The sequence below is a fragment of the Pseudocolwellia agarivorans genome (genome assembly GCF_002000085.1).
GTDB lineage: Bacteria > Pseudomonadota > Gammaproteobacteria > Enterobacterales > Alteromonadaceae > Pseudocolwellia > Pseudocolwellia agarivorans.
In genome coordinates, this window is sequence record NZ_MUZU01000007.1 from 238998 (window position 1) to 248738 (window position 9741).

The 9741-nt window shown below is 35.3% G+C and carries 8 protein-coding genes; all 8 read right to left on the bottom strand.

Features of this window, described 5'->3' with window-relative positions:
* Positions 1-31: 31 nt before the first annotated feature.
* Entirely contained in the window at positions 32-973 is a 942-nt protein-coding gene (locus B0X80_RS12805) for a nuclease-related domain-containing protein (RefSeq protein ID WP_077340835.1), read from the bottom strand.
* Between the two features lie 307 nt (positions 974-1280).
* Positions 1281-2762 (bottom strand): CotH kinase family protein, encoded by a 1482-nt coding sequence (locus B0X80_RS12810; protein WP_077340837.1) that lies wholly within the window; start codon positions 2760-2762, stop codon positions 1281-1283.
* 185 nt (positions 2763-2947) lie between these two features.
* Positions 2948-4651, bottom strand: coding sequence for a sulfatase (locus B0X80_RS12815; RefSeq protein ID WP_077340839.1), 1704 nt, complete (start codon positions 4649-4651; stop codon positions 2948-2950).
* 419 nt (positions 4652-5070) lie between these two features.
* On the bottom strand, positions 5071-5457 hold the full coding sequence (gene gloA2, locus B0X80_RS12820; RefSeq protein WP_077340841.1) for an SMU1112c/YaeR family gloxylase I-like metalloprotein: 387 nt from the start codon (positions 5455-5457) through the stop codon (positions 5071-5073).
* Positions 5450-6505 (bottom strand): sensor domain-containing diguanylate cyclase, encoded by a 1056-nt coding sequence (locus B0X80_RS12825; RefSeq protein ID WP_077340843.1) that lies wholly within the window; start codon positions 6503-6505, stop codon positions 5450-5452. The genes gloA2 and B0X80_RS12825 overlap by 8 nt, the downstream gene beginning before the upstream one ends.
* Positions 6506-6800: 295 nt before the next feature.
* Positions 6801-7268, bottom strand: a complete 468-nt coding sequence (locus B0X80_RS12830) for a hypothetical protein (protein ID WP_077340845.1) — start codon at positions 7266-7268, stop codon at positions 6801-6803.
* A gap of 44 nt (positions 7269-7312) precedes the next feature.
* Positions 7313-7756: a hypothetical protein gene (locus B0X80_RS12835; RefSeq protein ID WP_077340847.1), complete on the bottom strand. Its 444-nt coding sequence runs from the start codon at positions 7754-7756 to the stop codon at positions 7313-7315.
* A 74-nt stretch (positions 7757-7830) separates the two neighbouring features.
* Positions 7831-9741: FimV/HubP family polar landmark protein (locus tag B0X80_RS12840; protein ID WP_139345318.1), on the bottom strand; the 1911-nt coding region annotated here is incomplete at its 5' end.

Genomic DNA, 9741 nt, shown 5'->3' on the forward strand with positions numbered 1-9741 from the left:
CTAACTTTCTCATACGAATAAATATATTATATTATTCATATAGGACCATACTCTTCTCACAATCACTACAAACAAGTGTATAGGTTTCTTTCTTTTTAGTGACTTTCGTATTTTTACTATTACAGTTAGCACATGGCATTTTCATAGCGGTATTGGTTTCGCATTTATTACATTTAATGAAGTAACCATAACGACCATATTGCGGAGAGTAATCTGACTTTTCACCACACGATTTACATTGTAAAACGGCTTCAATTTTAACTTCTACTTTGGCAATTACTGGTTCTTCAACGACTTCTGGTTTTGTTATTTCTTTTTCGTATTTTGTATCGTCCAACTGAGCCATTAGAAATGAGGTGATTGACTTCAACTCTTCTTCTTTAAAATCTGGTCGTGTATCAAATGTTAATGCACTAACAACTTTGTGTTTAAGGTTCATCATCTGTTCAAGCTTATCTACCAAAAATTCTGTTTTAACTAGTTGCTTTGATACCTTATTAGGCATTGAATCACGATCAATTATGGCGTTACTTGAAACAGCACAAACATTATCCCAACAACGCTTTCCAAATGATTGTTGTCTAATGCCAAATAACTTATCTAAAATGACTTCTCTGTTATCAAATAGCATTTCTCGAAGTAGTTTTTGTTGTAACTCAACTTGTTTGATTGGTGAAGCCATGCCTGACCATTTGCTGTTTAAACTACGAGTCCATTCACCTAAGTTGTTAACTTTAACTTCGCCAGTAATACTTTTAGATTCAATTAAAATAAACCCAAAGGTGTAAACAATTAAGTGGTCTATTTGAGCGGTTTCATCATTGTGTGTGAATTTAAAGTCGTTAATTACATAAACTTGTTTATGGTCTTTAAAAGCTCGTCTTAAAAAGAACGCAACATCTTGTTCTTGTTTTTGGCCAGCTTTAGCTGTTGGAGACACAGCATTTTGAAGGGTTTTATCTTTTAGGATCATACAGTAACATCGTCCATGAAAATCGAATCGTTATTAACATAAATCATACCGTAAATACTTGTCTTTATTAAGACTTATTAATTGCTATAAAAAACTAATATTACACATATTTAATGGTCAAAGTTGTATTGGATATTACAGATAAGTTTTAGTTGTGTAATGGATTTTTAATCTTTGTATTTAAAAGAATATATTCTGTAAAGTAAATTATCCCTAAGCTCTAAGTGAATAAAAGCTCAACCGCAAGCGATTGAGCTTTTATTAAATCGTGATTTTATTTAGGCATTTTACCCAACGTTAATAGGTATTATTGACTATTCAAATATGTTTCAACCGCTTCTGCTCGACTTTCTGCATGTTCGTTAAGTTTTTCAATCGCTTGATAAAAGTTATTACTACTGTTCAAAAATGAGAATCCTGAAAGTTCTGTTGTCGCATAAGGCTCTACTAATGAGGTGTAATCGCTATATATGCCTTGAATACTATTGGTTTCGAAGGCATCGCCAATAACGTCTTGCAGGTAATTGTTGTAGCGTGCTTTATAAGTTTCATCAGCATACAGTTTTGCAATTAACGGCCAGTTACTTGATTCAAGGTTAGAGAAATCAAGCGCTAATGAGCCTCCCATTTTCCCGTATTGTAATGCTTCATTGTTATCCCATGGGATCCATGTAAGTTTTGATGTTTCAGGGTTGTTGTAAAGATAATAGTTATGTGGCATTCGACCATAGGTATCCCAATTTTGAATAATACCCGTTACGGCTAAGTATTTTAAAAAACCATCAACATCAAATACTGCTTCTAAATTAGTTCGCCAAGTTGCTGGATCACTTAATCGTGTTTCATCATGCAGGGCATCAAATAATGCAATAATATCTGACCAATCTTCGTCATCTTCATTGGTTTTCTTTTCAAAGTTCTCTGTATTGAAGCTGCCTTCAACAAAGTTTGCTCCGCCGTCTTCTGGCTTATATAAGTTACCATCGTCATTAACAAATTGGGTTTCAAGAACTGTGCTGTCTATTTCTTCAACAAGGGTATATAAACCGAAGTATTCAGGTCCATTACCATGGTCAATATATAAAGCGTAAAAGGCAGTATTAGACACGGCTATGCCTGCACGTTTATAAACATCTGCGGCAACTTTTTCACGTAATAGCGATTGATCGTCGTAGTTGTTTTTCAAACTAAATTTTTTAAAACCGTAAAATCGTTGATTGTCTATTTGCGGGTAATCATCTTCAAATTCGTCAAAGTCTAATTTAAATGACAGCTTAAGTATGCCTTGTTGCCAACTGGTCTGTAATGATGAGTTTCCTTTGAAGCGAATACCTACTCGGTACCATTGTTTATCGTTATAATATACATCTGAAGGAACAAAAATAGGATCTTCATCTTGATCGCTTAATCCGCCACCGGGGCCTGCTGTACGTTGGCCAAATTCACCATACAAGTCTGTCATGTTATCTAGCATACTTTGCCAGCGCTCTGGTGTTACCACGAAATCAAAACGTTTAACTTGTGTGTTATCGAATACCTCATCAAAATCTGGATCTGCACTTTTGCTATGAGTAGCATCGGTCCAGTCGGTTGTTTCAAAATCTGTATCTGTAATTTCATTTGAATCATTATCAGAAGGTTCTTCTATAACAGTCTCTTCTTCAACTATCTTAGTTTCAGTATTATCACTGCCGCAACCCGATATGATGAAAGATAAACTTAAGGTAGTTAGTAGAAGAAGCTGCTTTAACTTCTGACTTTTGTTATTACTCGATATATGGCTAAACATATAAAAATCCTTACATTATTTGATGTTGCTTTAATTGATAAAATTCTATCGAAGTAATGTGCAACAACTGTGTAAGGAATGAGGAAGTTTGATAATGCTAAATGACTGCGGTTATGCCTTGTAAAAAATAAAGCTCTACTAAGTAAAACTGAGTAGAGCTTTATTAAGTTGATTTTGAAAAACTATTAATTAACTTTTGCTAAATTACCGTTTCCACCTGCTTTTAATTGCTCTAGTAATTTGGCAACTAGCTCGGGGTTATCAGCAGCAATATTTTTAGTTTCAGTTGGGTCGACTTTATGGTCGTATAACTCAACATCAATTGGCGCTTTGTTTAAGTCTCTTACGTCTTTCCATGCGATTAAGCGGTAACGCTGAGTACGCATTGAATATCCCATTACGTATTCTTCTAATAACTCACGGTCCCATTCAATTTTAGGATCGGCTTTAATACGTCCTTCTACTACTTTGATCAAGTCTCCAAAATAGGTGTCGCGCATGGCGGGTTTAAGTGCAACCGAAGCCCACTCGCGTAACGATGGTGTAGGAAATTGGCTGAATGCTGCTTGTTTCCATTCGCGGTTAGGATTTTCTAGTAATGGTGCAAAGCTTTGTCCGTCTAGATGCTTAGGTGCTTCTAAACCAGCTAATTCATTAAGTGTTGGATAAATATCAACAAGTTCAACTAATGCTTCTGTTTGCGCGCCACGGTTTTCATCTGGCATATTTGGCGTCCAGATCATTAACGGTACACGAGTTGCAATTTCGTAGTTGGTTGCTTTACCCCAAGTTCCCATTTCACCTAAATGCCAACCGTGATCACTCCATAATACAATGATGGTATTTTCACGTAAGCCTGCTTTTTCTAGCTCATCAATCATCCGGCCTATTTGTGCGTCAACATAGCTAATACACGCTAGGTAAGCATGCTTTAATGTAACGGATAATTCGTCACCTAAAGGTCCCATTTTTGGAATACCATTTCTAACACGTAATTCAAATGAAGGATGTAAACCTAAAGTTGAACCACCTTCTGGGCCAGCTGTTTGAGTCGCTAATTTAATATCTTTAGGATCGTACATATCCCAATATTTTTTAGGTGCGGTCCAATTTAAATGTGGTTTTTTCATCCCTAGTGCTAAGAAGAAAGGTTTGTCTGGATTAGCTGCCATTTCTTTCATCATTTCAATAGCAACGTCAGTGTTGTAACCGTCGTCGTATGCGTTATCAGGCACATCAGCATTTTCAAAGGCAGGCCCTTTCGCTAAGCTACCTAGCCCGGCTTTTGATGCTTCGCCATATTCTTTGTATAAATCGGCTTTAGCTTTACGTGAAATGTCTTGATTTTCTTTTAGGGCAAAACCATCAAACAGTTTTATTGGTCTTTCAGGCATTTTAGCTGGTTTTACTTTACTCCAGGATAATACTTGGTCAGACATTTTTTTATTATAACCATGAAAAATTTTACCTGCATAGGCTGTTTCGTAACCGTTATCACGAAAGTGTTGAGGTAAGGTAATAATATCGGGGTTTACATCACGAAAGTGTATGTAGTTATGAGTAACGCCAATAGAGTCAGGTCTGCCACCAGTAAGTAAACTGGCACGAGATGGTCCACAAATAGCTTGCTGGGTGTAAGCTTTATTAAATTGTAAACCTGCAGCGGCAAGTTTGTCGATATTAGGGCTTACCGCAATTTCCGAACCATAGCTTCCCAGTTCAGGTCGTAGATCATCAATTGCAATAAAAAGAACATTCGGTCTTTTAGGTTTTACTTTTTCACTTTGTACTTTTGTTGTTTGTTCTTCGTTTACGTTTGCATTATTACAGGCACTTACCCCAATAAAACAAAGTGCTGTTACTACGCTTTTTGTTATCAAGCTACGCATTAAAATTATTCCTATATGTTTGTTGTTAGAATTTTTTCTAAAAATAAAGTTTTACCCTGAGATATTTATAATTTTTATTTCTCTAAAACACTCAAAAGCTCAATTTAGCTTGAGGTTATTTACTACCACTATTAGGTAGCCTTTAAGATTAACATTTAACTTACATCAATTGGTAGTATGTTTACATAAGTATTATGAAATATAATAATATACTCATCCCCCTCAAGATGCGGTTGATCTCGAGCTCTTGAGTGCGTAGGTATAGATATAAGATAACGTAAATTTTTGTCCAAATTAGCAACAAAAAAGTTGATAACAAAACACAAAAAATATAACTAAGTATTTAAAAAGCAATAAATTAAAGTTTGAGGATATACTTTGGATAAAATGAAGAGCTGTAGATAAATTAACGATTGAAATTATAAGTCTTCGTATAGCTCTAGGGGTAAGCCATCAGGATCAGAGAAAAAGGTGTATTTTCTATTAGTGTATTCATCGATACGAATCGGCTCTACTGATATATTTTTTGATATGAGGTGAGCTGATGTTGATTCAACAGAGTCAACACAAAAAGCTAAATGCCTTAAACCTAATGCTTCAGGAAAACTTGGCCTTGCTGGTGAATTGGGAAACGAAAATAATTCGATCTGCCCTCCGTTTGGTAATTTTAAATCAAGCTTAAACGAGCCTCGGGCCGCACGATAATTTTCTGCAATAATTTCTAAACCTAAAGTTTTGGTATAAAAATGTTTAGACTTTTCGTAGTCAGAACAAATAATAGCGGCATGGTGAATCGATTTAAGCATTTGTATTTCCTGCTTGTTCATCTTTTATTTCAATTTCAACTTTATTTCGACCTAAGTCTTTGGCTCTATAGAGCGCTTTATCTACTCGATGAAATAAGCTTTCAATGGTATCGCCTTGACCATATTCAGTTACCCCAAAACTACAGGTAATAAATAAATCAGGTTCTACTTCATACTGACTGATCAACATACGCAATTTTTCACTCACCATTATGGCATGTTGAAGTGCGCGACAAGGAAGAATGAGCACAAACTCTTCTCCACCCCATCGAGCAAAAAAGTCGATATCTCGAATATGATTTAATACGAGTTGTGTTATTTTTCTTAAAACATTATCGCCTGCTTTATGGCCTAAGGTATCGTTAATGCGTTTAAAAAAATCGATATCAAAAATAACTAATGCCAGTGAATGGCTATAACGATCTGCGCGTGATATTTCTTTTTTGAGGTCTGCTTCAAATTTCTTACGATTGGCTATACCTGTTAAAGGGTCTGTATTTGAAATACGCTCTACTTCAATCATTTTTTCTTTAAGCTCTTTATTCGCTTTTTCAAGCTCTTCCGCTTTTATTCGGATGATATTTTCTAGAGTTACATTGCCTGCTTTCAAAAGCTGATTTTGCTTAAAAAGTTCTGTTTGAGCTATTTTTTGTTCATTAATATCTTGGTGCGCGCCAATCATTCGTGCAACAGTACCATCTTGATTGTGTTCAATAACCTTTGCTCTATCAGCTATCCACAAATAGTTATTATCAGATTTTTTACAACGGTACTCTATGCAATATTCACTTATCTTTCCGGTGGTGACTAATTCAAAGGTAGCCATTACCCTTTCATAATCGTCAGGATGAATAATGTTTTCCCATGTAAAAACATCTTTATTTAAAATACCTATTTCGTAACCAAGCATTCTAAACCAGCCAGGGCTCCGATCAACCTGTCCCGTATTTCCATTCCAATCCCATGTACCTTCGACGATTATGTCTAATATATTATTTAAGGTGTTATCTGCATCTTCCGTGACTTGATGTGTATAAGTTTTTATCATAGATGAGATATTTAAGTTTTAGTGTAATGAATGAAAAGATTTTATGCGTATTATTTATGAATTTATACTCGCGTAAATGTTAATTTTTATTTATAGCAATATTAATTAGCCTGTAAAATTACAGATAAAAACATAAAAACATTTACAAAAACTCATAACTATTTCAGATTATAGCAGTTTAATACAGCAATTTGATATTAATGAAATGATGAGTCAATTCACTCTCATCTTTAGGGTTTGTTGATTGACTCAAATAATAATTTTTATAAGCTTAGAATTATACCCATAATATTTATTACATTAATTTGAAGCTATTTACATTATTAATAAGCTGCTCTTTATGTTGTTCCCAGTTATTTTTATTGTCTGTAGCTGTTATTAAATATACATGGTCTCCTTTCTTAACCGCTTTAGCGTACCAATGTAACTCTTGTCCTTGCATCGTACCGCTATATTCAATAATTAGCGTATTCCCCATTTCTTTTTTCGAAATGAGGGTAATACCTATTTGTTTAAATTGAGCTTCAGAGAGTTGTTTATATTCGGTTATAGTGCCTTTATAAGGTTGAACTTGAACATTTACATTAGCTGAAAATCCATTTTGTGCTGGCAACAGCATTTGTAATGGCTGGCTACCAATTGCAGAAGGTTTTGCATCTAGACTTTCAATAGAGAAACCAGATTCAGGGAATACTAAAGTACTCGCATTTACGTTGAATAAAAATAGGGCTGTTACCAGAACTGTTATTTTAGAAAAATTCACAAAAGTCTCCTTATGTGCTTAACCTTATGTCAGCACGATTTAAATTAATTTAATATCTTGATTTGATCTAACGACATTACCCGAATATGTGTTTGAAAATAGTATTTTTGAGTTTTTTTACCATTGAAGAAAAAATATATTTTCATACGTTTAGCTTCACCTGTTACAGCAATAGTTTTATTAACAAAGTAACGCTCTGGAGATGAACCATACTTCTTTGTAAGAGCAGGTATCAATTTAGGGGAAATGGCTACGGTAATATTTCGTCTATCACGATAGTCTACCTCAGTATTCAAATAAACATTCCTGCGTTGAATACCTGAAGTTTTTATAGGTAGTGTAAAAGTTCCAATTATACCATTGGGTGCATTTTCTTCACTCAAGGCAATAATATTCATAATATCTGATATATCAAAAATGGATGCTGTTTTATGAGTAGAACTACATGCGCTAACAAATAGTACGGATATTAGTATTAAATATTTCAACTGTTTATCTTCCTTGATTTAGTATTATATAACGAGCTCACATCGTTAAAAATGTAGATAACTTGATGAGAAATTTACATCAAGTTATCAAGTAGTTGTTGAGCATCTAATTGTTGTTGAGCATCTCCATTAGCAACGACATCTAACAAGATAATTTCAGCATTTTCTTTATCATCTATTTCTATATAAACTTTAGCGAGATCTAATTTAGCTTCCATCCCGCTTTCATCATCGCCATCATCTAAATTTAAATCTCCACTAAACTCAGGAAACTCATTCAAACCAACATCAATATTAGTTTTGTCGTATGGTTCTTCTAAACTATTTCCCTCAAAACTGTCTGACAATAGTGAATCAACAGAGATAAAGTCTTCTTCCGATGTATTAGTGGATTCATTAAACGCTTGTTCAATTAAATCGTCTCCTATATCTAATTCGGTATCAAAATCATCACTTAACTCAAATTCACCAACGTCGCTAGAGGAGTTTTCTTCTTCTATGTTAGATAATAACTCATCAAAATCTAAATTATCTAATTCCTGAATGTCTTCTAGTTCATTCGCCTCTGTGGTTGTTACTTTTTCTGTATTATCATCGGCTAATAGATCGGCTAATACGTTACTATCACTAAAGTCTGGTGATAACTCTATCGGCTCATTTAATTCAGGTTCATCACTTTCATTCAATAAATTACTTAGTGCTGCTTCATCGAAATCGCTTTCCATTGCTTTTAATGTTTCTTCATCAATAGCATAAGATGAATCTTCTATTTCATCATCAGTATCATTAACTGCACTTTCGGAAGATTGAGAGCTGATCTCATCAATCAAACTATCAATATCTAATTCATCTCCAATATCAAGCTCATCATCAAGACCTAATTCATCGTTACTGCCTAGATCATCTCTCTGTTCTTTTTCAGCATCTGCAATCAACTGGTCTATATCTAGATCATCAGTTAAATCATCAGAACTATCAGCTTCTTCTTCTGTGACTTTTTCACTTTCAGCTACATCTTCTTGTGAACGAATATCACTAAAGTCAAAGTTTAAGAAAGGTGCAACACTTTCTTCTGTAAAGTTGTCAATTAAGGCTTTTGTATCTGCTTCATTTTCTAAAATCTCTTTTTCTAATGTATCTTCAGGCAGTTCATCAACCTCTGATTCTGAATTTAAAAGTTCATCTATATCATCTACGTTTGATACTTCAGTACTTTCTTCTTCAGATAAGCTTTCTAAAAATGAGTCTATATCATCAGGGTCACTTAATTCTTGTGAAGCATTCGATTCAGATATTTTATCATTCTCTTCTGAAATAGAAGCCATTAGCGCATCGATATCGTCTGGATCGGTTAAGTCGCCCGACATATCTTCTTCAGGTTCTGGCGTAGCTTCCGGCTCTGGTTTAGGTTCAGATACTGACGCCATTAGCGCATCGATATCGTCTGGATCGGTTAAGTCGCCCGACATATCTTCTTCAGGTTTTGGCGTAGGTTTAGGCTCAGATTCTGGTTCAGATACTGACGCCATTAGCGCATCGATATCGTCTGGATCGGTTAAGTCGCCTGACATATCTTCTTCAGGTTCTGGCGTAGCTTCCGGCTCTGATTTAGGCCATGGTTCAGATACTGACGCCATTAGCGCATCGATATCGTCTGGATCAGTTAAGTCTCCCGACATATCTTCTTCTGGTTCTGGCGTAGCTTCCTGCTCTGGTTTAGGCTCAGGTTCAGATACTGACGCCATTAGCGCATCGATATCGTCTGGATCAGTTAAGTCTCCCGACATATCTTCTTCAGGTTCTGGGATAGCTTCCGGCTCTGGTTTAGGCTCAGGTTCAGATACTGACGCCATTAGCGCATCGATATCGTCTGGATCGGTTAAGTCTCCCGACATATCTTCTTCAGGTTCTGGCGTAGCTTCCGGCTCTGGTTTAGGCTCAGGTTCAGATACTGACGCCATTAGCGCATCGATATCGTCTGGATC

Coding starts and splice junctions, on each gene's coding strand:
- gloA2 (WP_077340841.1), bottom strand. CDS start 5,457: ATGCTTAAATCGATTCACCATGCCGCTATTATTTGTTCTGACTACGAA.
- B0X80_RS12825 (WP_077340843.1), bottom strand. CDS start 6,505: ATGATAAAAACTTATACACATCAAGTCACGGAAGATGCAGATAACACC.
- B0X80_RS12805 (WP_077340835.1), bottom strand. CDS start 973: ATGATCCTAAAAGATAAAACCCTTCAAAATGCTGTGTCTCCAACAGCT.
- B0X80_RS12815 (WP_077340839.1), bottom strand. CDS start 4,651: ATGCGTAGCTTGATAACAAAAAGCGTAGTAACAGCACTTTGTTTTATT.
- B0X80_RS12810 (WP_077340837.1), bottom strand. CDS start 2,762: ATGTTTAGCCATATATCGAGTAATAACAAAAGTCAGAAGTTAAAGCAG.